The 22,606-nt window shown below is 71.1% G+C and carries 18 protein-coding genes; 11 read left to right on the forward strand and 7 right to left on the reverse strand.

Annotated elements, in window-relative coordinates; genetic code table 11:
- Positions 1-871: 871 nt before the first annotated feature.
- Positions 872-2,131, reverse strand: coding sequence for an acyltransferase (locus FKD65_RS45820; protein WP_240810380.1), 1,260 nt, complete (start codon positions 2,129-2,131; stop codon positions 872-874).
- Between the two features lie 352 nt (positions 2,132-2,483).
- Here FKD65_RS45820 and FKD65_RS30870 point away from each other — a divergent pair, with 352 nt between their 5' ends.
- Both FKD65_RS30870 and FKD65_RS30875 read left to right on the forward strand, forming a co-directional pair.
- Complete coding sequence (locus FKD65_RS30870) at positions 2,484-3,626, forward strand: DUF3068 domain-containing protein (protein ID WP_141581419.1); 1,143 nt, start codon at positions 2,484-2,486, stop codon at positions 3,624-3,626.
- 588 nt (positions 3,627-4,214) lie between these two features.
- Positions 4,215-5,324, forward strand: coding sequence for a nitronate monooxygenase family protein (locus FKD65_RS30875; protein WP_141581422.1), 1,110 nt, complete (start codon positions 4,215-4,217; stop codon positions 5,322-5,324).
- Between the two features lie 94 nt (positions 5,325-5,418).
- On the opposite strand, the gene FKD65_RS30880 is transcribed toward FKD65_RS30875, so the two are convergent.
- Positions 5,419-5,820, reverse strand: coding sequence for a hypothetical protein (locus tag FKD65_RS30880; protein ID WP_141581424.1), 402 nt, complete (start codon positions 5,818-5,820; stop codon positions 5,419-5,421).
- Between the two features lie 144 nt (positions 5,821-5,964).
- Positions 5,965-6,777 carry a crotonase/enoyl-CoA hydratase family protein gene (locus tag FKD65_RS30885; RefSeq protein ID WP_205718292.1) on the reverse strand — a complete coding sequence of 271 codons (813 nt, stop codon included), beginning with the start codon at positions 6,775-6,777 and terminating at the stop codon, positions 5,965-5,967.
- A gap of 283 nt (positions 6,778-7,060) precedes the next feature.
- Between FKD65_RS30885 and FKD65_RS30890 the strand changes: the two genes are divergently transcribed.
- The 7 genes from FKD65_RS30890 to FKD65_RS30920 all read left to right on the forward strand — a co-directional run bounded on the left by FKD65_RS30890 (position 7,061) and on the right by FKD65_RS30920 (position 14,955).
- Entirely contained in the window at positions 7,061-8,620 is a 1,560-nt protein-coding gene (locus tag FKD65_RS30890; protein WP_141581426.1) for an acyl-CoA synthetase, read from the forward strand.
- Positions 8,610-9,578: a Zn-ribbon domain-containing OB-fold protein gene (locus FKD65_RS30895; RefSeq protein WP_240809681.1), complete on the forward strand. Its 969-nt coding sequence runs from the start codon at positions 8,610-8,612 to the stop codon at positions 9,576-9,578. The genes FKD65_RS30890 and FKD65_RS30895 overlap by 11 nt, the downstream gene beginning before the upstream one ends.
- A complete protein-coding gene (locus tag FKD65_RS30900; protein WP_141581428.1) occupies positions 9,578-10,618 on the forward strand; it encodes a thiolase domain-containing protein in 1,041 nt (346 codons plus the stop codon). Before FKD65_RS30895 ends, FKD65_RS30900 begins: the two co-directional genes overlap by 1 nt.
- Complete coding sequence (locus FKD65_RS30905) at positions 10,611-11,768, forward strand: thiolase domain-containing protein (protein WP_141581430.1); 1,158 nt, start codon at positions 10,611-10,613, stop codon at positions 11,766-11,768. The genes FKD65_RS30900 and FKD65_RS30905 overlap by 8 nt, the downstream gene beginning before the upstream one ends.
- A gap of 18 nt (positions 11,769-11,786) precedes the next feature.
- Positions 11,787-13,355, forward strand: coding sequence for an acyl-CoA synthetase (locus tag FKD65_RS30910; protein ID WP_141581432.1), 1,569 nt, complete (start codon positions 11,787-11,789; stop codon positions 13,353-13,355).
- Between the two features lie 246 nt (positions 13,356-13,601).
- Positions 13,602-14,072 (forward strand): MarR family winged helix-turn-helix transcriptional regulator, encoded by a 471-nt coding sequence (locus tag FKD65_RS30915; protein ID WP_141581434.1) that lies wholly within the window; start codon positions 13,602-13,604, stop codon positions 14,070-14,072.
- Positions 14,073-14,232: 160 nt separating this feature from the next.
- Positions 14,233-14,955: a hypothetical protein gene (locus FKD65_RS30920; protein ID WP_141581438.1), complete on the forward strand. Its 723-nt coding sequence runs from the start codon at positions 14,233-14,235 to the stop codon at positions 14,953-14,955.
- Positions 14,956-15,026: 71 nt separating this feature from the next.
- On the opposite strand, the gene FKD65_RS30925 is transcribed toward FKD65_RS30920, so the two are convergent.
- Complete coding sequence (locus tag FKD65_RS30925) at positions 15,027-16,472, reverse strand: PHB depolymerase family esterase (RefSeq protein WP_141581442.1); 1,446 nt, start codon at positions 16,470-16,472, stop codon at positions 15,027-15,029.
- A gap of 240 nt (positions 16,473-16,712) precedes the next feature.
- Between FKD65_RS30925 and FKD65_RS30930 the strand changes: the two genes are divergently transcribed.
- Entirely contained in the window at positions 16,713-17,243 is a 531-nt protein-coding gene (locus FKD65_RS30930; RefSeq protein WP_141581446.1) for a pyridoxamine 5'-phosphate oxidase family protein, read from the forward strand.
- Positions 17,244-17,505: 262 nt separating this feature from the next.
- Positions 17,506-18,231: an SDR family oxidoreductase gene (locus tag FKD65_RS30935; protein WP_141581450.1), complete on the forward strand. Its 726-nt coding sequence runs from the start codon at positions 17,506-17,508 to the stop codon at positions 18,229-18,231.
- 27 nt (positions 18,232-18,258) lie between these two features.
- Here the strand turns inward: FKD65_RS30935 and FKD65_RS30940 are convergent, their stop codons facing one another.
- The 3 genes from FKD65_RS30940 to FKD65_RS30950 form a co-directional block, all read right to left on the reverse strand.
- A complete protein-coding gene (locus FKD65_RS30940) occupies positions 18,259-19,479 on the reverse strand; it encodes an IS110 family transposase (RefSeq protein ID WP_141581453.1) in 1,221 nt (406 codons plus the stop codon).
- Between the two features lie 240 nt (positions 19,480-19,719).
- Complete coding sequence (locus tag FKD65_RS30945) at positions 19,720-20,295, reverse strand: TetR/AcrR family transcriptional regulator (RefSeq protein WP_141581455.1); 576 nt, start codon at positions 20,293-20,295, stop codon at positions 19,720-19,722.
- Between the two features lie 15 nt (positions 20,296-20,310).
- Positions 20,311-22,446: a YhgE/Pip domain-containing protein gene (locus FKD65_RS30950; RefSeq protein ID WP_141581457.1), complete on the reverse strand. Its 2,136-nt coding sequence runs from the start codon at positions 22,444-22,446 to the stop codon at positions 20,311-20,313.
- Between the last annotated feature and the right edge of the window lie 160 nt (positions 22,447-22,606).

A 22,606-nucleotide genomic window follows, 5' to 3' on the forward strand; every position in this document is an offset into this window, starting at 1 on the left:
CTCGGCGATGTGCTCGCGGGGCGGCCGCTGCGGTTCGCCGCGTGCGCCCCGGCCGCGCTGCGGGCGGGCCCGAACCGGCTCGCCTCCGTCCCGTTCGACACCTACCGCCTCGACACGGTGACGGTCGGCGCGAAGCCGGGCGCGGCGGCCGCGGCCCGGCCGCCGCGGCAGGTCAAGGTCCTCGACTGGGGGCCGAGCTCGCGCAGGCTGGAGGTCGACGCCGCCACCTCCTCCTTCCTCACCGTGAACGAGAACTACAACCCCGGGTGGCGCGCGACCGCCGGCGGCACCGAGCTGCGGGCCGTGCGCCTCGACGGATGGAAGCAGGGCTGGGTCGTCCCGGAGGGCACCAGCGGCGTCATCGAGCTCACCTACACGCCCGACCGCGCGCAGCGCATCGCCGTCGTCGCCGGCCTCGCCCTGCTCCTCGTCCTGCTGGCCGCCGCCCTCTGGCCGGCCGGGCGCCGCGGCCGGCGCCCCCCGGCCCCCCGCGCCCTCGTCGCCGGGACGGGCTGGCCCGCGTGGGCGGCGATCGGCCTGGCCGCCGCGCTCGGCGGCTGGATCGCGGGGGTGCCCGGCCTCGCCGTCACGGTCGCCGCCGCGGCCGTCTGCGGCTGGGCCCGCACCCGCCGCTCCGCCGTGCCGCGCGCCCTGGCCTCGCCGTGGCCGGTCGCGCTCGCCATGATCGCCGGTGCGGGCTGCCTCGCCGCGGGCGTCCGGCTGGACCTGCTCGACAACCCGGCGGCCCCGTCCGGCCCGGTCGGCGACATCGCGCCCCAGCTCCTCGGGCTCGTGATCGTGGGGCGGCTCGCGATCGAGCTGTGGCGGCCGGCGCCGCCGGGCGGCGGCGAGTCCGGCGGCCGGATCTCGCTCAGCTGGACGGCGCCCGGACAGGGTCCCCCTGGCGGGACGGGGCCCGGCGGCGGCTCAGACGCTGGACCGGCCACTCCACCAGGTAGTAGCTCAGCGCCCCCGCTGCGATGGTCGCCGCGGCCAGCAGCGGCAGATCCGTCGCGACGTTCCCCCGGAAGCTCCGGCCCGTCGCGTCGTACCAGCCGACGATGATCGGGAGCTGCCACAGGAACACGCCGTAGGAGATCCGCCCCAGGAACCGCATCACCGCGTTGCCGAGGATCGCCCCGAGCGCCGGATGCCCCGGCGGAGCGAGCACCACCGGCGCCACGAACGCCGTCGCGCAGAGCCCGAACACGATCAGGTGCAGGAAGGACGTCCAGAACACGTCCGGCTTGAGGCCGAGCGGCCCGGCGGCGGGCGTCGCCGCGACCACGTAGAGCATCGCCGCCGCGGCCCAGCAGGCCGCCCACGAGTCCGAAACGGCGCGGCACACCGCCGCCACGGGACGGCGCCCGTCCAGCCGCGCCCACACCGTCACCACCGCGAGCGCCATCCCGATCGCGAACCAGACGAAGTACCGCGGAAGCCAGACCCCCATCATGGGCCGCCATTCCGGGACGAACATGAAGAAGGTCCACGGCGCCGACACCGCCGCGTACACGCCGATGCCGACGAGGAGCCGCCGCGCCCGGACCCCGACGTCCTCGGCTCGCGTCCGCCGCGCGTACCAGGCCAGGACCGCCGCGGTGAAGGGAAGCGTGACGTACCAGGCGACCTCGACGACCAGGCTCCACATGTGCCCGAGGTGCGCGGGCCCGAGGGCGCTGGGCCACCACGGGTCGGGCAGGTAGGTCTGCGTCAGGGTCAGCAGCGAGACCCACGTCAACGGGTCGCCGGCATGGTCCCGTCCGGCTGTGGCCATGAAGACCGCGATCACGGCCCAGTACGCGGGCAGGATGCGGAGCACGCGCCTGCGCAGGTACTCGGCCGTCCGCGGCGCGGGGCGCCCGCCCAGCACCGCCGCCGCCCACGGCCGGAAGAGCAGGAGCCCCGAAAGCGTGAAGAACACGGGCACGCCCACCTGGCCGCCGTTGAACAACCACCGCACACCGTTCGGATTGGTGATGGACCCGGCCGCGCTGGCCACGTGGTAGACGAGCACGGCGAGCGCCGCCACGGCCCGGACGCCGTCCAGCGTGTCCTGATGCCCCGAGATGGGCGGCGCGACATCCCCCTCGGGCCCGCGCCCGTCCCCTCTGGACGGCGCCGCCACCATCCCCACTCCGCCCTCCAAGCCGTCGTGTACCGAGCCGCAAAGCTTTACCGCGCAACGCGACGTGCCGTGCCCTTCAGCACCTGCCGTGCAACCCCCGGATGGTGTGAAGCTATCCCGGACTGCACCGCCCCGTCCGTATCGTGCGTGCCGTGCCGTGTGGCTTGTCTTCTCGTGGCGGGTTGTTTCGTGTCGCCGGGCTGGGCCGGGGCTCGGGAGCCCGGAAGGTAACGGGGAGCTTACCGACCAGTACACACGTCCGGTAGGGTGACCCGGACATGCTGGAGGCGCGGGGCCCACGGCACGGCGAGGCCCCCCGCCCGCCGTGAGAACGACGGCAGCCCCGGAGGTGTTCATGCGGCGACCGGTCGGCCTGGTCCTGATCGGCCTTGGCGCGTTCTTCCTCACGCTCGCCCCGCTCGTCCGTTTCTACGTGGCCGACCAGGTGGTCGTCGCGCCGCTGAACCGCTACCAGGTGACGAGCCTCGAGTCGAAGAACTCCACGTACTTCGACGAGGCCGAGCGGGAGTTCAAGTCCGGCGTCACCCTGCTGGCCAGGAACACCGTGCGCGGTGACGTCCGGGCCAACGAGGGCAACGACGACATCGCCGTCTGGGACTCCACGACCAACATCTACAACCAGGCGAAGCCGGACAAGCCCGTCCAGATGCAGGGCTTCCGGATCGCCTTCGACCGCCGGACGGGCGTGCTGACCAACTGCTGCGGCACCAACGTCGACGGCGACAACAGCGTGCGGATGTCCGGGTACGGGCTGCTCTTCCCTGTCGCGAACGTGAAGAAGCGGGACTACCCCTTCTACGACATGACCACCAGGCAGACGGCTCCCATGCAGTTCAACGCCGTCGAGGAAGTCCACGGCCTGACCACGTACCGGTTCACCCAGACGATCCCGCTGACCAAGACGGCCGCGCTGGACGCCAAGCTGCCCCCGAAGATGCTCGGCCTGCCCGACGACGCGGGCGACCAGAAGGTCGACCGGTACGCCGAGGCCTACAACACCGTCTGGGTCGACCCCCGCACGGGCATCCCGGTCAAGCACCGCCAGAACATCCGCAGCAGCGTCCGCACGCCGGACGGCAAGGGCTCGATGATCGTCGCTCAGGCCGACCTCATCACCGTCGACAAGGACCAGAAGGCCCTGGTCGACATGGCCGACGGCGAGGCCCTGAAGATCGACATGGTGCGCAGCTACGTCCCGGCCGCCGGCGTCCTCCTCGGCCTGATCATGCTGTTCGTCGGCGGCTACCTCGGCATGGCCCGCCGAGAGGCCCCGCCCCTGGCGGCCCCGCGCCGCCCCGACGGCAAGTTCGGCGACATGACCCCGCCCGGCCCGCCCGGCTCACCCAAGCCGCCCCAGGCACCCGCCGAGTCCGCCGCGCCCACCGCACCCGCCGCCGCCCCGTCCCAGCCCCGCCGCCCGGCCCCCCGCAGCCAACGCCAGCAACGCAAGGCCGCCGGCCCCGCCAAACGCCGCTGACCCCTACCCGCCCACCGTCGCGCCTTTCCAGGGCCGTCCCACCCCGAGCCCTTCCTCCACCGCCCGCGGCGTTCACCAAGGCTCAGCGGGTACTTTCCGGGTCGCGTTGTCGCGTGTCGGTCTCGCGCTGTCTCGTGTCGGGGCCGTGCTGTCTCGTCTCGCTCTCCCCTCGTCTCGTCTTGGGGTCGTGTTGTCTCCTCGCGGGCCGGCGTTGTTTCGTCAGTGGCTCGGGTTGTCTCTTCTGCGGCTCGCGTTGCGCGGGGTCTCGGGCCGCGTCGGGGCTCTGCTGCTGGTCTGGCCGGGCACCGGCCGGGCGCTTTCGCTTGGCCGTGTGTCGGTTTTCCGTTGGCCTGTGGCTCGCTGGCCGTCGAGGGCGGGGCGGGTCGTGACGCCTCTGCTGGGCCGCCTCGTATGGCTCGCACGTCTCCTGGTGCGCCGGGCCGCTGCCTGCGGCGGAACGTGGCGGGTCCAGCGCCTCCCAGGTTGGGGTTGATACGTGTTCTAGAAGCAGGGCTGACGGGCGCCCGTGATGAGATTCCTAACTAGAACCTGTTGCAGTTTTGCGGGTGCGCACCTAGGGTCGGGACTGTGCGGACACGAGTCACCGAACTATTCGGCATCGAGTACCCGATCTTCGCGTTCAGTCACTGCCGCGACGTGGTCGCGGCGGTGAGCCGCGCCGGCGGCATGGGCGTCCTCGGCGCCTTGCATTTCACCCCCGAGGAGCTCGAACTTGAGCTGAAGTGGATCGACGAGCACGTCGGGGGCAAGCCCTACGGCGTGGACGTCGTGATGCCCGCCAAGTACGAGGGCGCCGACGTGGGCGACGCCGAGGAGTTGCTCGGCAAGCTCCAGGGCATGATCCCGGCGCAGCACAAGGAGTTCCTCGAGAACCTCCTGGCCGAGCACGGCGTCGATCCGCCCAGCGAGCAGGCCGGCAAGGCGCTGCTCGGCTGGACGGACGTGACGGCGCGGCCGCAGGTCGAGGTGGCGCTCAAGCACCCGATCGCGCTGCTGGCCAACGCGCTAGGCCCGCCCCCGGCGGACGTCGTCGAGCAGGCCCACGAGCACGGTGTGAAGGTCGCCGGGCTGGCCTCCAACGCCCGGCACGCCCGCAAGCAGGTCGACGTCGGCGTGGACATCATCGTCGCGCAGGGCACCGAGGCGGGCGGGCACACCGGCGACGTCGCCACGATGGTCCTCATCCCCGAGGTCGTGGACGCCGTCGGTGAGGACACGGTCGTGCTCGCGGCGGGCGGCATCGGCCGGGGCCGGCAGATGGCCGCCGGCATGGCGCTCGGCGCGGACGGCGTCTGGACGGGCTCGATCTGGCTGACGGTGGACGAGGCCGACACCCCCGAGCGCGCCCTGCCGAAGCTGCTGAACGCCACGTCCCGCGACACCGTCCGGTCCCGGGCCTGGACGGGCAAGCCCGCGCGCTTCCTCAAGACCGCGTGGACCGAGGCGTGGGAGAGCGAGAACTCGCCGGGCTACCTGCCGATGCCCATGCAGTTCATGCTGATCGCGGACGCCTTGCCCCGCATCCAGCGCTCCGGCGACGGCGAGCTGGTCACCTTCCCGGTCGGCCAGATCGTCGGCTCGATGAACCAGGTGAAGCCCGCCGCCCAGGTCGTCTACGACCTGATCGAGGAGTACGTGGAGGCGATCGAGCGCCTCAACGCCATCACCGAGGGCTGACCGCCCGAGTCGTGAACGCCCGAAAGCCCCGGCCGGCGCCGTTCCTCCCGGCGCCGGCCGGGGCCGCGCGCTTTCAGGGCGCGGGGCCGGGCCCTCAGAACCGGGTCATCCAGGACAGGGCGCGAGCCAGCAGGTAGTAGACGGCTCCGGCGAGAGTCCAGTTGATGTAGAGCTGCTCGTCGGGGTCGCTGCGCGTGAAGACGTCGTGGAACGGCGTGGCGAGCCAGCGGCCCGCGTCGAGCGTGGCGTCCACCAAAGTGTTCCCGGGGTTCGCGTCGCCCCACGTCAGCAGCATGCCGAGCGCGAGGATCGCGACCGCCGCCCAGCCCGCCGCCATGATCATCGCGCTGACCGGGTTCGGCCGGGCGCGGCGCCATCGCGGCGGCTTGCGCTGGACGCCCGTGCCGTCCGTCCGCCGCCACAGGGTCCGCCGGGGCGGGCGCTCGGCCGTCTCTTCCGGCGTCTCGTGCTGCTTGCGTCCTAGATGCAAGGCCATGGCCTCGTCCTTCCGTGCTCGCCGTCGCCCCAGGCGGTGCCACAGAAGGAGTCCCGCAAACCCGGCCCCCCTTTACGGACAGTCCCTTATCGGAACATCGGCTCCAGGGGGCGGGGCCGCAAGGTCACTTACCGCTGTGCAGGTTCACTTGCCGTGATACACGGCCGGGCGCTTCTCCTTGAAGGCGCGCGAGCCCTCCTTGGCGTCCTCGGAGCCGATCACCGGCCAGCCGATCTCGTCGGAGATCTTGAGGGCGTCCTCCTCGGAGAGGTGCTGGGTCTCGCGGTAGGTGCGCAGGATGCCCTGGACGGCGAGGGGGCCGCACTCGGCGATCTGGTCGGCCAGCTCGCGGGCGGCGGCGAGCGCCTGCCCGTCCGGGACGATCTTGTTGATCAGGCCCATGGCGAGGGCCTCCTGCGGGGTGACCGAGCGGGCGGTCAGCAGGATGTCCATCGCGTGGGCGTAGCCGATCTGGCGGGGGAGGCGGATCGCGGAGCCGCCCATGGGGAACAGGCCGCGCTTCGCCTCGTACAGGCCGAGGGTGGCGCCCTCGGCGACCACCCGCAGGTCGGTGCCGACGAGCAGTTCGGTCCCGCCGGCGACGGCGTAACCCTCGATGGCGCAGATCAGCGGCTTGGTCGGCTGGCCCTCGCGCAGCAGGCCCTTCCAGTGGAAGTTGGGGATCTGCGCCATCCGCTCCTGGACGCGGGGGTCGGACGGCTGCTGGCCCATCGCCTTCAGGTCGGCGCCGGCGCAGAACGTCCCCTCGGCCCCGGTGAGGATGGCGACGCGGACCTCGGGGGTGTCGGAGATGTAGGCCCAGGCGTCGGCGAGGCCCACCAGCATGGACGAGCTGAGCGCGTTGCGCGCCTCCGGGCGGTTCATCGTGACGATGACGACGTGGCCGTCGCGCTCGACGATGCAGTGCTCGGTGCTGATCGGCAGCCGTTCCGTCATGGGTTCCTCCAGCTCAGATGTCAAACGAGAACAGATTCTAGTTAAGCCGTTGCCCTACCGGTAGGGGTTGAACTGCAAAACGAGAACGTGATCTACTTTGGCTGCGGGCACCCGTATCGGGTGTCGGTGCGCCGTGCCCGTGCTTTGTGCTCGTGCCCTGTGCTCGCGCTCTCGTGCCCCGTGCCTCGCGCACCGTGCTCGTGGTCCGTGCGCCGTGCCCGTGCTCACTGCGCTTCTGTCTCATCGTGCTTGTGTGCTCACTGTGCTCACGTAGGGAGATCCGATGGGGTCATTGGGCTTTTGGCGGCTGGCGCAGGCCGATCCCGAGTGGGTCGCCGCCGTCGATCCGGACGGGACGCCCCACACCGCGGGCGACCTGCTGGCCCGCGCGAACCGGCTCGTCCACGGTCTGCGCGCGCTGGGCCTGGAGAAGGGCGACGGCATCTGCGGCCTCGTCCCGAACGGCGCGGACGGGGTCGTCCTCTACCTGGCGGCGCTCCAGGCGGGCTGGTACTACACGCCGATCAACTGGCATCTGACCGGCCCGGAGATCGGCTACATCGTCGCCGACAGCGAGGCCAAGGCGTTCTTCGTGCACGAGCGGTACGCCGCCGAGGGCGCGCGGGCGGGCGAGGAGATCGAGGCCCACCGGCGGTTCGCGTTCGGCGAGGTCGAGGGCTTCCGGCCGGTCGCGGAGCTGGTCGACGGGCAGCCCGACACGCTGCCGGACGACCGCAGCAACGGCGCCACGATGCACTACACCTCCGGGACGACGGGCCGGCCGAAGGGCGTCAGGCGTGCGCTGGCCGGGATCGACCCCGACGACAGCGCCGAGCTGATGTCGTTCCTGCTCGGCATGTTCGGCATCCCGCCGGGCCGCCCCGCCGGGGGAGAGCACCAGGCGCACCTGATCACCTCGCCGAACTACCACACGGCCGTCACCCAGTTCGGGGGCACCGCCCTCCAGATGGGCCACACGCTCGTCTACATGGACAAGTGGGACGCCGAGGAGACCCTGCGGCTGATCCAGGAGCACCGCGTCAGCAACACCCACATGGTGCCGACGCACTTCAAGCGGCTCCTGTCGCTGCCGGAGGACGTCCGGTCCCGGTACGACGTGTCGAGCATGAAGTGGGCGATCCACGCGGCGGCGCCGTGCCCGGTGCCCCTCAAGCAGCAGATGCTCGAATGGTGGGGCGACTGCATCTGGGAGTACTACGCGGCGACGGAGGGCGGCGGGACGATCGCCAGCCCGGCCGACTGGCGCGCCCACCCCGGCACGGTCGGCAACGCGTGGCCGATCAGCGAGCTGCTGATCGTCGACGACGACGGCGAGCCCGTCCCGACCGGGACGCACGGCACGATCTACATGAAGATGGCCGGCGTCGAGTTCGAGTACAAGGGCGACAAGGAGAAGACGGAGAAGAACCGTCTGAAGGACTACTTCACCGTCGGCGACATCGGGTACCTGACCGAGGACGGGTTCCTGTTCCTGTCCGACCGCAAGGCCGACATGATCATCTCGGGCGGCGCGAACATCTACCCCGCCGAGATCGAGAACGAGATCATCCTGCACCCCAAGGTCGGGGACGTGGCCGTGTTCGGCATCCCCGACGACGAGTGGGGCGAGCAGATCAAGGCCGTCGTGGAGCCCGCCGAGGGCGTCGAGCCCGGCCCGGAGCTCGCGCAGGAGATCCTCGCGTCGCTGGAGGGGCGGCTGGCCAAGATGAAGTGGCCGAGGTCCATCGACTTCACCGAGGCGATGCCGCGCGAACCCAACGGCAAGCTCCTCAAGCGCAAGCTCCGGGACCCGTACTGGAAGGACCGCGACAGTGCCATCTGACACCGCGCCGGCAGAGACCGCTGACGCAGGGCTGCCCGAGCCGAACCACGTCCTGGAGTTCCCGGGCGGCTACACCCGCTCGGTCGGCCCGGTGATCGGCCGGTTCTTCAGCGAGCTGCGCGACGGCCGGCTGGTCGGCGTGCGGACGGCGGCCGGCAAGGTCCTCGTCCCGCCGTCGGAGTACGACCCCGAGACCGGTGAGGACGTGACCGAGGAGTTCGTCGAGGTCGGCCCGGTCGGGACGGTCACGACCTGGTCGTGGGTGGCGCACCCGGCGAAGGAGCACCCGCTCGACCGCCCGTTCGCCTGGGTGCTGGTCCGGCCGGACGGCGCCGACACCGCGCTCCTGCACGCCCTCGACCTCGGCATCTTCGAGGAGGGGGCGAAGCCGCCGAAGTTCCTCAGGACGGGCATGCGGGTCCGTCCCCGATGGCGGGCCGAGCGCACGGGCGGCATCGGCGACATCGAGTGCTTCCAGCCCGAGGTCACGATGATCAACGCGCCGACCCGGCTGGAGTACCGCCTCAAGGGCGGGCAGGCCCTGCAGCGCTTCCTGGAGGGCGTCTCGGAGGGCCGGATCCTCGGCCACCGCTGCCCGGTGTGCGAGCAGGTCATCGTCCCGATGAAGGGGCTGTGCCCGCGCGACGGCGTCCCCACGACCGAGGAGGTGGAGCTGCCCGACACCGGCACCGTCACCACCTTCGCGGTCAACAACATCCCCGACCCGCGCGCGCCCGAGGTGCCGTTCGTGTCCGCCTACGTCCTGCTGGACGGCGCGGGCCTGACGATGCTGACGCTCGTGGCGGGCATCCCCGCCGACCAGGTGCGGATGGGCATGCGGGTGAAGGCGGCGTGGCGGCCCCGCGAGGAGTGGGTGCGGTCGATGAGCAACATCAAGTGGTTCGAGCCCATCGACGAGCCCGACGTCCCCTTCGAAGAGATCAAGGACTTCATGTGATGCCTCGTCCCGTAGCCGTGGTCGCGTTCGCGCAGACCGAGCACAGCGGTGAGGACCGGGGGATGGCCGAGATCGAGATCCTCGCCCCCGTCATCACCGAGATCAAGGAGCGGACGGGCCGCAAGCAGTTCGGCTTCACCTGCTCCGGGTCCTGCGACTACCTCGCGGGCGCCCCCTTCGCGTTCGTGTCGGCGCTGGACGCCCTGGGCGCGTGGCCGCCGATCTCCGAGAGCCACGTCGAGATGGACGCCGCCTGGGCCTTGTACGAGGCGTGGGTGAAGCTCCAGCACGGCGAGATCGACACCGCGCTCGTGTACGGGTTCGGGAAGTCGTCGCAGGGCAACCTGCGGGCCGTCCTCACCCAGCAGCTCGACCCGTACCACCTGGCGCCGCTCGGCATCGACGGGGTGTCCCTGGCCGCGCTCCAGGCCCGCGCCTACATGGAGCGGTCGGGCGCGAAGGAGGACGACCTGCGCGCCGTCGCCGCGCGGTCCCGCGAGGCCGGGCGCGGCAACCCGTTCGCGCTGCACCTCCCCGAGCCGGAAGGCGATGACTATGACGTCGCCCCGCTGCACCCTTACGACGTCGCGCCCATCACCGACGGCGCCGCCGCGATCGTCCTCGCGGCGGGCGACCGGGCCCGCGAGCTGTGCGAGCGTCCCGCGTGGATCACCGGGATCGACCACCGCACCGAGCCGCACGCGCCGGGCGTCCGCGACCTGAGCCGCTCGGAGTCGGCGCGCCTGGCGGGCGAGAAGGCCGGCGCGACCGGCATCGAGGTCGCCGAGTTGCACGCGCAGTACACGCACGAGGAGCTGATGCTGCGGGAGGCGCTCGGCCTGGGCGAGGACGTGGCGGTCAACCCGTCCGGCGGGCCGCTGTCGGCGAACCCGATGATGGCCGCCGGCCTCATCCGGATCGGCGAGGCCGCGGCCCGCATCCACGACGGGTCGGCGTCCCGCGTGCTGGGGCACGCCTCGTCCGGTCCCTGCCTCCAGCAGAACCTCGTCTGCGTCCTGTCGGGAGAGAACCATGGCTAACCGTTGCGCGATCATCGGCGTCGGGCAGACGGCGTACAAGACCAAGCGGCTCGACGTGTCGATGGCCGGGCTGCTGCGGGAGGCGGCCAGGCGGGCGCTGGACGACGCGCAGCTCACCTGGAAGGACATCGACGCGGTCGTCGTCGGCAAGGCCCCCGACCTGTTCGAGGGCGTGATGATGCCGGAGACGTTCCTCGCCGAGGCGCTCGGCGCCGCCGGCAAGCCGATCATGCGGGTGCACACCGCGGGGTCGGTCGGCGGCTCCACGGCCATCGTCGCTTCGAGCCTGATCCAGGGCGGCGTCCACGACCGCGTCCTCACGATCGCGTGGGAGAAGCAGTCGGAGTCGAACGCGACGTGGGCGCTGACGGTGAACTCGCCGTTCACGACGTCCCTGGTCGTGGGCGCGGGCGGCTACTTCGCGCCGCACATCCGCGCGTACATGCGCCGGTCGGGCGCCCCCGACCACATCGGGACGCTCGTCGCGGTCAAGGACCGGGAGAACGCCCTGAAGAACCCGTGGGCGCACCTGAAGATCCCCGGGATCTCCCGCGAGATGGTCGAGTCGACGCCCATGCTCTGGGAGCCGATCCGCTACCTGGAGACGTGCCCGTCGTCGGACGGCGCGTGCGCCATGGTCCTGGCCTCGGAGGACGCGGCGAAGAAGGCCCCCGCCCCGCCCGCGTGGGTGCACGGCACGTCGATGCGCTCGGAGCCGATGCAGTTCGCGGGGCGCGACACCGTGAGCCCGCAGGGCGGCAAGGACGCGGCGGCCGACGTGTACCGGCAGGCCGGGATCTCCGACCCGCGCCGCGAACTCGACTGCGCCGAGGTGTACGTCCCGTTCTCCTGGTACGAGCCGATGTGGCTGGAGAACCTCGGATTCTGCGGCGAGAGCGAGGGCTGGAAGCTCACCGAGGCGGGCGCGACGGCGCTGGACGGCGACATCCCGTGGAACCCGTCCGGCGGCGTGCTGTCGTCCAACCCGATCGGGGCGTCCGGGATGATCCGGTTCGCCGAGGCGGCGCTCCAGGTGCGCGGCCAGGCGGGGGAGCACCAGGTGGACGGCGCGCGCCGCGCGCTCGGCCACGCCTACGGCGGCGGAGCCCAGTTCTTCGCCATGTGGATCGTCGGCAGCGACAAACCCTGATTCCCGGAGGCCCGTCCGATGGAGTTCAACCACGCTGACCTGTTCGAGGGTGTCGCGGACGCGATCGGGGACCGGCTCGCCCTGGTGTGCGGCGACCGGAGGCTCACCTACGCCGAGCTGGACGAGCACGCGAACCGCCTCGCGCACCATCTGGCGGACGCGGGGGTGCGCCCCGGCCAGCACGTCGCCGTCCAGCTCTACAACGGCGTCGAGTACGCCGCCGCGCTGCTGGCCGCGCTGAAGATCCGGGCCGTGCCCATCAACGTCAACTACCGGTACGTGGAGAGCGAGCTGCTCTACGTGTACCGGGACTCCGACAGCGTCGCGCTGCTGTACGACGTGGAGTTCGAGGACCGCGTCGCGGCGACCGTCCCGGAGGCGCCCGAGCTGCGGCACCTCGTCGCGGTGGGGGGCACGCCGTCCATCCCGGGCGCGGTCGCCTACGACGAGGCGCTGAAGGACGCCCCCGGAACGCGCGGCTTCCCGGCGCGCTCCAAGGACGACATCTACATCATCTACACCGGCGGCACGACCGGGATGCCGAAGGGCGTCATGTGGACGACCGAGCAGATGCTGCTCGCGTTCTGGAACCCGACGTACCCGCGCCCGACCAGGCCGGAGGACGTGGTCGGCAACGCCAGGGGCGGCGGTCCGATGACCATGATGCCGATCGCGCCCCTCATGCACGGCGCCGCCCAGATGGCCACCTGGATCGCCTGGTTCATGGGCGCGACGCTCGTCTACACGCGCAAGTTCGACGCCGCCGACGTGTGGCGGACGATCGAGCGCGAGAAGGTCAACTCGGTGACCATCACCGGGGACGCGATGGCGATCCCGATGGCCGAGGAGCTGGCGCGCGGGGACTACGACACCTCGTCCCTGCTGGCCTACGTCTCGACCGGTGCGATCTTCACCGGGACGGTCCGCGACCGTATCCAGAAGCTGCTGCCGAACACGATGATCCTGGACCGCTTCGGCTCGACCGAGTCGGGCTCGACGGCCGAGGCGGTCGCCGGGTCCACCCCGGAGAAGGGCCTGCGGTTCGCGCCCGACGTGGAGAACGTCACCGTCCTGGACGACGCGTTCCAGCCCGTCAAGCCGGGCTCCGGCGTGATCGGCCAGGTCGCCCGCACCGGTTACATCGCGCAGGGCTACTACAACGACCCGGAGAAGACCGCCAGGACGTTCCCCGTGGTGGACGGCAAGCGCTGGCTGCTCACCGGCGACATCGCGACCGTGGAGGAGGACGGCTCGATCGCCGTCTACGGCCGCGGCTCGCAGGCCATCAACACCGGCGGCGAGAAGGTGTTCCCGGAGGAGGTCGAGGCCGTCCTGAAGGGTCACCCCGGCGTCTACGACGCGGTCGTGACGGGCATTCCGGACGAGCGCTGGGGGAACCGCGTCGCGGCGGTGATCCAGCCCGCCGGTGACCGTCCGTCCGACGCGGAGCTGGACGAGCACTGCCGCCGCGAGCTGTCGGGCTACAAGGTGCCGCGCGTCTACGCGTTCGTCGCGGAGATGAAGCGCTCCCCGGCCGGCAAGGCGGACTACCGCTGGGCGAAGCAGGTGGCGGAGGAGGCCAGGTAGAGGTCGGCCCCGAACCTTCGTGGGATCCGGGGCCAGGAGCGGACCCCTGTTAGTGGTCCTAACAAAACCCATGGTAGGGGCCGCTCGGAAGTGGTGGGATCATTGACGGGTGTCGGCTGCGCCACACGCCGACGCCCGTCCGACCCCGTGTGTCCTGGCTCGACCTGGCCCCGCCCGGGCCGGGGTCGGTAGAATCTCCCCCAGAGAGTCGCTCTATTAGAGAGAAAAAGAGGGAGAGGTCACGGCGTGTCGACCCCGGAACGCGACCGGATGGCGGGCGAGCTGCAGATGGCGATGCAGCGCAGCACGATGTTCACGGTGCTGCTCCACCACGCCACCGCGAGCAAGGCGGGCATGAACGTCACCGACGCGCAGTGCGTCAACGCGCTGACGCTGGACGGCCCCCAGACCCCCGGCCAGCTCGCGCACCTCATGGGCATCACCACCGGCGGCGCCATCACCGCCGTGATCGACCGCCTGGAGCGCGCCGGCTACGTCCGCCGCACCCGCGACCCCGACGACCGCCGCCGCGTGATCGTCGAACTCGTCGAGGAGAACGTCGCCCAGTTCGCCCGCTACTTCGAACCGATAGGCCGCGCCTTCCGCGACCGCCTCGGCACCTACACCGACGACCAGATCGCCCTCCTCCTCGACTGGATCCGCCACAACAACGAGACGATGCCGGCGGTGATAGAAGAAATCCGCAAACTCCCCTGACGCCCCTCGGGTTCCGTCACCGGGAACCTCACGCCCAAGCGCCGACATCGCTGAGCGGCCGTCCCCGGACGTGGACGATCCGAAAATGTCCGGCCAGGGTAACCACGGGAAAGCAGAGCCTGCCCGTGTGATGGCGGGGCCGAAGTGGTAAAGACCGCTCATGGGCGTTTCCTCCGATGCGAATCCGCCGAATGAAGATCAGTCGGACGGCGCCGGCGAGTCGCGCGGTCAAGGGCCGCGGCGCGGGCTCAGCGAGGCCATGGTCATAGCGATCATGTCCGCCGTGGTCTCGGTCGGGTCGCTCGCCGTCACCACCTATGTCACGCTCGCCCAGAGCGACCGGCAGAATCGCAGTCAGCTCTCCAGCGAGGAGAGGAAGCGGATCGACGAGACGTCTCGGGAGTTCTCGGGTGCGGCCATCAAATACCATGCCAAGGTCGTGGGCCTGATCCAGAAGAAAAGGGTGAAGACTGTCATCCCTCACAGGGGTCGCGACTACGGTGATCCGCGCGAGAGACCGGGTTTTCCGGATGAAACCACAAGGATATACGAGGACCTTCTAAGAGCCCTCAAGGAAGCGTCCCGTCAGCGGCCTGGCAGGTCAGCGCTCGTTTATGGAGATCTTCCAGAGTACGCCGCATTCTACGCCGCGGCGGCGAAGGTCAGGACGCTCAACGCCGCTCCCCTGCAGATAGTGGCGAACGAGGTGGTCAAATCCGTGGAGCCGCTGGAGGTGTGGACGCCCACGAAAGTGCACCGTAAGGATGCCCAGTGGGATTATGCCACTCTTACCTTTGCTCCGGACGACCAGAGCATGCGGGAGTTCGAAGTCGCGATGAACGCCTTCTCCATCGTGACCCGCAACGCGACGTCCGTGGAGTAGACGCGGCGGCCGAGACCGTCGTGGACGGGTCCGGGCCACCGGGCTCGGACCCGTCCGGTGAGGGCGGTCGGTCAGCACTCTCCGTCGGCGAGGACCCAGTAGTCGGGGGCGGTCTCGCGGAGGGAGTGGATGGTGGCGACGTTCCAGAGGCCCATGGACTGGCCCGATCCGCGGGCGTAGGTCAAGCCGTACTGGACGTAGGCCCGGCCGGCGACGGTGTGCGCGTAGTTGCTCGCCCTCACGCACTGGCCGGACGAGCCTCCGGTCGTGGTCGCGGAGACGGTGGCCGACCGTCCGCCCTCGGCGCCGGCGGAGTCCACGGCGGCCACCGCGTAGGCGTACCCCTTTCCGGCGGTCAGGCCGGTGTCGGTGTGGTTCGTGCCGGTCACAGGTGACGCCGTCACCTTGGCGCCGTCCCGGTAGACGTTGTAGCCGGAGGCGCCATTGACCGCGTTCCACGAGAGGGAGACGGTCGTGTCGCCGGTGCCGGTGACGGTGACCCCGGTCGGCGCGGGAAGACCGCCGGGAGGCTCCTCGCCGCCGCCGTCCAGGCCCCAGGTCTGGGCGATGCGGTAGGAGGAGCAGATCGTGTCCAGGTAGTACTGCCCGGTCGTGCCGCACTGGTCGGTCGCGGAACCCGGGTCCACGGGCAGGCCGTGCGCCATGCCGCTGATCGTGTAGGTCCGGACGGCCGGCTTGCCGGTGGTGTCGTCGTACTCCTTCAGAGTGGTGCCGCCCGGCAGGCTCGACGTCCGGCTCGCGGTCTGCGAGATGCCCCACACGTTGGTCCACTGGTCACGGAGCTGGTCGGCGTTGAAGGGGTAGACCGTCGTGTCGCTCGTGCCCTGCCAGATCGACACGCGGGGGTAGGGGCCTGAGTAGCCGGGATGGGCGCCGCGGACCTTGTCCCCCCACTGCTGCGGGCTGTACCCCTTCTGGGAGGTGAGGCACAGGGTGCCGCTCGTCAGGTCGGTGCCGCAGCCGTAGGCGATCCCGCTCATCACCGCGCCCCCGGCGAAGACGTCCGGGTAGGCGGCGAGCATGACGGAGGTCATCGCGCCCCCGGCGGAGAGGCCGGTCACGTAGACCCGGCTCGGGGCGCTGCCGTACTGGGCGACGGCGTAGTCGACCATCTGCTTGATCGACAGCGCTTCGCCCTGCCCCCGCGCGGTGTCACCGGTCTGGAACCAGTTGAAGCAGGAGTTGAAGTTGTTGGCGCTCTTCTGCTCGGGCAGGACGAGCGCGAACTTCCACAGGTCGGCGTACTTGGACCACCCGGAATGGCCGAAGTAGTCGCCGGCACTCTGGGTGCAGCCGTGCATCGCCACCACGAGCGGCGCCCCGGACGGCAGGCCGTCCGGCCGGTAGGCGTACATGGACAGGTTGCCGGGGTTGGAGCCGAACCCGGTGACCTGCGTGAGGGTGGCGGCGCGAGCGGGGCTCGGGAACGCCACGACCAGCGCGCCGAGCAGGGCGAGCAAGGCGAGGGCCGACCGGGGGAGCAGGGGTCTTCTCATGGGCGCGACCTCCAGGGGGGTGGGAGTGACGGCGGTCACATGCCGACGTCCGGAACATAAACGCTCCGCCGATCGCGGGAAATGGAAGCCCTCCACACAACCCGGCCCCCACCGAGTGTGTGATCCTCCCGTACCGGGGGTCGCGCGAAACATGACGTGGGCTGTCAGGTTTTCGGGGAAGCATGGGGGCACCGGTCGGCGCGGGAGGACGTGGACCGGGCCTATCGACAAGGACCTGCCATGCGTGAAACCCGAGAAGACCTCATAGAGCTCCAGGCCCTCCTGGACCGTTCCCTTTCCCGATCGACAGCGCATCTCCGTTCGATCATCAACGCCGAGCGGACGCTGACCGCGGAGCGGCTCTGCCGAGTCCTTACGGGCATGTGCACGCTGGCCCTGTCCACGGTGACGGCCAAGGGCGAGCCGCGGATCAGCGGTGTGGACGGGCACTTCCTGCGCGGGAAGTGGCTCTTCGGCACGGCGCGCGAAGCGGCCAAGGCCCGGCACCTGGCCGCCCGTCCGGCCGCCAGCGTGGCGCACATGCGAGGCGAGGACCTGGGCGTGTTCACGCACGGCACGGTGGAGATCCTCAACCCCTCGGACGGAGATCCGGCCGCCGACTGGCCCGACCTGCTCGCCTACTTCAAGGGCTTCTACGGCGAGGACGCCTTCGACTGGGACAACGACATCGTCTACTACCGGCTGCATCCGCACTGGATGGCCGTCTACGCCCCGGACTTCGCCAAGCTCACGAAGACGTCCGACGCCTGACCCGGCCGGATCGAAGGCGGGCACGCGCCTGTGAATCCCGGGTGGGACCCGGACACGAAAGGGGCCAGGCGATCCCTGGGTTCGGCCCGCTCATGCCTGTTCACATCGTCGGTGCGCGAGGAGGGCAATCAACACAAAAGCCGCATAAAGGCTCATAGGTGTGGGTTTTGGGCTGATCTGTGCGGGTGATGGTGACGTGGGTGATGGCGGGGCGTGCGCCTCCGCCGTCGACTCGCCGGAGCCGCCATCCGTCGGAGGGAACATGGGGACGCAGCTGGACGGGCAGATCGTCGTCCTGGTCGGCGGCAGCGCGGGGATCGGGCTGGAGACCGCCCGGCTCGCCCGAGCCGAGGGAGCCGGGACCGTCCTGACCGGGCGCAGTCCAGAGCGGCTGGAGCGTGCGGCGGCGGCCGTCGGCGCGCGCAGTACGGCCGCCTTCGACGCCAATGACCCTGCCGCGGTGGAGGAGTTCTTCCGGGAGTCGCCCTCACCCGTCGACCACGTGCTGATCACGGCCGGCGGGCCGCGCTACAAGCCCCTGCTGGAGATGGACGCCGAGGAGGTGCGCGCGGAGGTCGGCGATCACATGGTGGTCGCGCTCAACGTCGCGCGCGCCGCGGCCCCGAGGATGCGTCCCGGGGGCACGCTCCTGCTCATGGGCGGCACCGGCGGCCGTCGCATCCGCCGCGGGCTCGGGCTCATCTCCGCCGCCACCGCCGCGCTGCCCCCGTTCACGGCGACGCTCGCGCTCGAACTCGCGCCCGTCCGGGTCAACCTGATCGCCGCGGGCTTCGTCGACACCCCGCTGTCGGCGTCGCTGCTCGGGGACGGGATCGAGGAGCGCAGGAACGAGCTGCGGGCGACGCTCCCGATCGGCCGGGTCGTGGGTCCGGCCGACGTCGCCGCGCTGGCCGTCCACATCATGGCCAACACGGCGCTCACCGGCGCCACCTACGACATCGACGGCGGCCAGCAGTTCGTCCAGTGAGGGTCAGACATCCCTGGAGGTTGGATGTCAAGCGGCGAGGTCGTGGTCGTGGTGTGACCAGGCGGTTGCTTGGTCGTAGATGCTGCCGGTTTTGAGGCAGCCGTGGAGGATGCCGACGAGGCGGTTGCCGACCTGGCGGAGGGCGGCGTTGTGGCTGATGTCGCGGGCTTTGAGCTGGTCGTAGTAGGCGCGGACGTGCGGGTCGTGGAGGATCGCGCACGAGGCTTGATTGTGGAGGGCGTCGATGAGCCGGTCGTTGTGGACGAACCGGGCCTGGACGGTCTTGGTCTTGCCGGACTGGCGGGTGATCGGGGAGGTGCCGGCGTAGTTCTTGCGTGCCTTCGCCGAGGCGTAGCGGCCGGGGGCGTCTCCGAACTCGGCGAGCACCCGGGCGCCGAGGATCACACCCAGTCCCGGCTGGGAGAGGATGATCTCAGCGTCCGGGTGTCGGCCAAAATGGGCCTCGACCTCGCCTTGGAGGGTCTTGATCTCGCTGTTGAGGACGGTGATGATCGCGACCAGTGACTTCACCGTGGCCGCGTAGGCGGTCGTGACCAACGGCGCTTGCCCGAGGTGCTCAGCGCGCAGGACGTCCTGGATCGCTGCGGCTTTGTCCGGGATGCCGCGGCGGCCCTTCAGACAGGCCGTGATCTGAGAGATCGTCAGCTTCGCCGCGGCCTCGGGCGTGGGCGCCTTGACCAGCAGCCTCAGCACCGCGTCGCTGGTGAGGTCCAGGGACTTGTAGGCGGCCAGGGCGGCGGGGAAGTACTCCCGCAACGCCACCCGAAGGCGGAGCATGTGGCGGGTCCGTTCCCAGATCAGTGTCTGATGCGCCCTGGTGACGACCTTGACCGCCTCGGCGATCCCGGAGTCCCCGGCGACCTCGCGCAACTGGTGGCGGCGGGTGCGGATCATGTCGGCCAGGGCGTGGGCGTCACCCTTGTCGCTCTTGGCCCCCGAGCTGCCGAGGATCTCCCGGTGCCGGGCCGCCTGCTTGGGGTCGACGCCGAACACCCGGTACCCGGCCGCGACCAGCGCCCGCACCCACGGCCCCCGATCGACCTCGATACACACCAGCACCTCCGACGCCTCAGCGTCGTCAGCGACGAACCGACCGAGGAGGTCGTGGAACCGGGCGATCCCGGCCATCCCCTCGGCCAGCCGAGCCCGCTTCAACACCCGGCCCGTCTCGTCCTGGACCTCGATGTCGTGGTGGTCCTCAGCCCAGTCATCCCCGACCAACAGCACCCAGACCTCCAACATCGACAACGGGACACAGCAGCCCGCAGGAGCGCGTCGGCGACCTAATGGACCAGTGCTCACCCCAACGTTCGGGGGGCACGACATCCCATCAGCGATCAACAGCCCCTGACCACCGGTGAGGGCACGCTCTGACCCCAGGACTCGAAGTCCAGGTGGCGGAAGTGCTCACTCACCAGCGGCTACCAGGCACCGAGTCTGCCTGAACGGCAACCCCGGCACTTCCCATTAGGTGGTGAGGCGGCCTCGGAGGAGGGCGGTCAGGGTGGCCTGGACGTCGGTCAGGGGGCGGCCGGGTTGCAGGGCGCGCCAGTCCAGGGCGACGGTCAGGACCATGCCGAAGACGGCGGAGGCGGCCGTGCCGGTGTCCAGGTCGGGGCGCAGGTCCCCGGCCTTCACCGCGTCGCGCAGGACGCCCGCCACGACGCCGATCGCGCGTTCGCGGATCAGGCGGGCGGCGTGCTGCCAGTCGCCGCCGGCCCGCCACGTCTCGGCGATGAGGAGCCGGGCGAACGACTCGTGCTCGCCGATGAAGGCCAGCTCGGCGGCGACGACGGCCTCCAGCGCCTCCAGCGGGGGGCGGCCGGACGCCGCGTCGCGCAGCGCGGTGGCGAGGCGGTCGACGCCGTACTCCAGCAGCGCCGAGAACAGGGCGGCCTTGCTGCCGAAGTTGTAGTACACGGTGCCCTTGGCCACGCCGGCGCGCTCGGCGATCTGGTCGACGGTCGTCGCGGCGAGCCCGCTCTCGGCGATGAGCTCGATCGCCGCGGTGAACAGCTTCTCCCGGGTCGCGATGCGGGCCACGTCCCCTGCCTCCGATCAGAGCTTCAGCGCCGGGTGCAGGCGCTTCATCGTCCAGACCCGGTTGTGCCGGACGGCCAGGGCGGTGAGCGCGAGCCCGCCGGCCAGGAAGGCGGCCAGCACCGCACAACCCTGCCACACCGAGGTCAGGTCGCCGCCGCTGATCAGGTGCCGGACGGCGTCCACGACCCACGGCATCGGCAGGTACGGGCGGATGGCCTGGAAGAACGCCGGGCTCGTCTCGATCGGGTACGTTCCGGCCGCCGAGGTGAGCTGGAGCATCAGCAGCGCCAGCGCGATGATGCGGCCGATGGGGCCGAAGCGGGCGTTCACCCATTGGATCACCGCGAGGAACGCGGCCGAGGCGAGCGCCAGGAACGCGACGAGACCCGGCCAGTGCTCGGCGCGCAGGCCGAGCGCGAAGCGCAGGACGGCGAGGACGACGCAGGCCTGCGCCGCGCCGATCGCCGCGGCGGGCAGCCAGCCCGCGAGGGCGACGCGCCGTCCGGGCGCGGTGCCCGCCAGGGCGCGGGGGTTCAGCGGGCGCAGCAGCATGTAGATGATCATGCCGCCGACCCAGAGGGAGAGGGGCACGAAGAACGGGGCGAACCCGGTCCCGTAGTTCGGCACCTCGTTCTCGGTGGCGCTGGCGAGGCGCACCGGGTTGCTCATCATGTCGTCGCGTGCGGCGCGCTCCTTGGCGTCGTAGTCCGGGATCTGGGCGACGCCCTCGTTCAGGCCGTTCGCGAGCCGCTCGTTGCCGTCGGAGATCTGCGCGAGGGCCGTCTCCAGCGTCACCGCGCCGCCGGACAGCTGCCCGAGGCCGCCCCGCAGCTCGCCCGCACCGTCCGAGAGGACCCCCAGTCCGGCCGTGAGCTGGGACGACCCGGAGAGCAGGCGTCCCGTGCCCGCGTTCACCTGCTGCGTCCCGGCGTTCAGGCGGTCCACGTCGCGGCGGGCCTTCTCGACCTTGGCGGCGAGGGTGGGCGCGTCCTTGGCGATCTTGCGGGCCGCGCGCTCGACCGTCCGGGCGTCGGCGGCGACCTTGCGCAGGTCGCCGGTGTGGTCGCTGATGTAGCCGTCGACCTGCTTCGCGACGGTGACGACCTGCGCGGCCGCCTGGGTGAGGTCCCGCCTGACGTTCGGAGGGATCTCCGGGTGCGCGGCCAGGTAGGCGTCCAGTTCGGCCTGCGCCTTCTCCGCGCGCTGGACGGCGGCACCCGTCTGGGCGGGCAGCCGTCCGGCACCGTCGGCGAGGGCGTCGGCCCCGCGCGCGACGGCGAGCGCGGCCTGGCGGATCTCGGGGGCGTTGTCCCTCAGCAGCGGGACGAGGGTGTCGCTCGCGCGGTCGACGGTCGTGGTGAGCCGCTGCATCCCGGCGGCGACCTGGCCCGTTCCGGTGCGGAGCTCCTCCAGGCCGGAGGTCAGCTCGCCGCTGCCGGAGCGCGCCTCGTCGATCCCGCCCTTCAGCTTGCCCGCACCCGCCTCGGCCTTGCCCGCGCCTTCGGCGAGCTTGCCCGCCCCGTCCTGCGCCTGGCCGGAGCCCTCCGCGAGCTTGTCCGCGCCCTGGGCGGCCTTGCCGAGCTCGCCGTGCAGCTTGCCGAACGACAGGAAGATCTGGTCGAAGTAGCCGTGCACGGCCTCGCTTCCGGCGGCGGCGCTGATCTCCTTGAACGCCGCCTGGGCGAGGGTCCCGACCACGTAGTTGTTCGCGTCGTTCATCTGGAGCCGCAAGCCCGCAGGGGTGGGCGTCCCGTCACCGGACGGCGAGGCGATCCGCGCGCTGAAGTCGGCGGGGATCGTCAGCGACATGTAGTACTTCCCCGACCGGACGCCCTTCTCGGCGTCCGCCGCCGAGACGGTGCGCCAGTCGAAGACCTTGCGCTTCTTCAACTCGTCCGCCAGGTCCGCCCCGGCGTGGACGGTCTTGCCCTCCGTCCCGTCCGGCTTCTTCTGGACGGCCGGCTCGTCCTGGACGACCAGCGCGACCGGCACGTGCTGGAGCCGCGCGTACGGATCCCAGAACGACCAGAGGTAGAGCCCTGCGTACAGCAGCGGCAGCAGCACGAGCCCCGCCATCGCGACGCGGGTCAGCCGGTTGCGCTGGAACCGGCGCAGCTCTAGGCCGCCCGAGGTCAACGCGGGAAGTCTCATCGGGGGTTTCTCCTCGGCTAGTGCGAGAGGGCCGACGGGTGGGAACGGGTCGGCTGGAAGGAAAAGGGAGGGCCTGTCGCGAAGCGCCCCCGGCCACGCGCGCGAACGCGTGACCTGCCCGGTGGAGCGAAGCCGGAGGCGAGCGGCACCGGGCGGATCG

The sequence above is a fragment of the Actinomadura sp. WMMA1423 genome, from assembly GCF_006547145.1.
Taxonomy (GTDB): domain Bacteria; phylum Actinomycetota; class Actinomycetes; order Streptosporangiales; family Streptosporangiaceae; genus Spirillospora.